Here is a 1,388-nt window from a genome sequence, read left to right as displayed (position 1 = left end):
AAGAAGGACACTTTAAAAAAGTGACCCTCTTGTGGGTCATTTGTGTTTTAATCGAGATACAGGGAAGAGGAGTGAGGTCATGGGAAAGTTGAAACGAATCGTTTTTACGGAGGAGCAGATACGAAAGTTGGAAGCAAACCCCAACGTGCAAAAGGCGTCGGAATCAGCTATTACGTACACGCCTGCGTTTAAATTGGAGGCTCTTCAAGCCTACAAGGCGGGGCAGCTGCCTTCGGAGATTTTTATTCGTGCAGGCTTCGACCTCGATGTCATCGGACATCAAAAACCGAAAAAAAGCTTAAAGCGCTGGCGCGATACAAACGATTTGTACGGCGAAGAAGGGCTGGCTACTGAACGGCGCGGTAAAAACAGTGCAGGTCGAAAACCGGCTGGTGAATTGTCCGTGGAAGAAGAGTTAAAGCGAGCCCAAGCCAAGATCAAACTGCTTGAAGCGCAGGTGGACTTGCTAAAAAAGGTCGAAGCGCTCGAGCGGCAGAAGAAGAAGTTCTAACGGCCGCTGAGCGCTTTGAAATCATCAACCGTACCATTCGGGCCTATGGCCTAAAACGCATGACGCGTTATCTGTGTGAGCTTGTGGATGTAAGTCCGAGCGGCTACTACAGATGGCTTGCAACCGAAGATCTACGCCAATCTCGAGCAACGGCTGACGAAGAAGACATCGTTCTTATCAGACATCACTTTGAGGCACTGAACGGCAAGGCGGGTGCACTGGTCATAAAAATGCGTCTTGAGCAAATAAGCCATGTCATCATGAATCACAAGAAGATTCGACGTCTCATGCGAAAGGCAGGACTAGTCGCGGTCATACGGCAGGCTAACCCATATCGGAAGATGGCTAAGGCAACTCACGAACACCAGACTTGCCCTAACCTGCTAGAACGCCATTTTGATCAAGGTGAGCCCGAGAAAGTATTTCTCACAGACATCACTTATTTACGTTATGGAGGCGGTCAGTGGGCGTACCTTTCCTGTGTAAAGGACGGTGCCACCAGACAGATCCTTGCCGATTGCGTGGCAGCCACGCTTGAACTTCCTATTGTTGAGCGAACACTTCAACGCCTTTTGGAGCGATTGGAAGGGAATATCCATCCGGAGGCCATGATACACTCCGATCAAGGGATGCATTATACACATCCTAAAACCCGTCATTTCATAGCTGAGGCAGGTTTTAAACAATCGATGTCGCGCAGAGGTAACTGCTGGGACAACGCCCCTATGGAGTCGTTCTTCGGTCATATGAAAGACGAGGTTGATTTCATCGACTGCCAGACGATTGAGGAGGTACAAGTTCGAGTTAGGGAGTATATCAGCTACTACAACTCAGAAAGATACCAGTGGACATTAAAAAAGATGACCCCCGATGAATT

At 48.7% G+C, this 1,388-nt stretch carries 1 protein-coding gene; it reads left to right on the top strand.

Annotation, left to right across the window (positions count from 1 at the left end; genetic code table 11):
• Positions 1 to 88 precede the first annotated feature (88 nt).
• Positions 89 to 1,388 (top strand): IS3 family transposase gene (locus ACO9K6_RS20915; RefSeq protein WP_424769459.1). Its coding sequence is split into 2 segments (ribosomal slippage), with 1,301 coding nucleotides annotated over them: positions 89 to 476 and positions 476 to 1,388; the frame shifts between segments, so codons are not numbered across the junction. This gene is flagged as partial in the annotation.

The sequence above is a fragment of the Paenibacillus praedii genome (assembly GCF_049725345.1).
Taxonomy (GTDB): domain Bacteria; phylum Bacillota; class Bacilli; order Paenibacillales; family Paenibacillaceae; genus Pristimantibacillus.
Note: the sequence above shows the minus strand (reverse complement) of the source record. Positions and strands in the feature narration are given on the sequence as shown.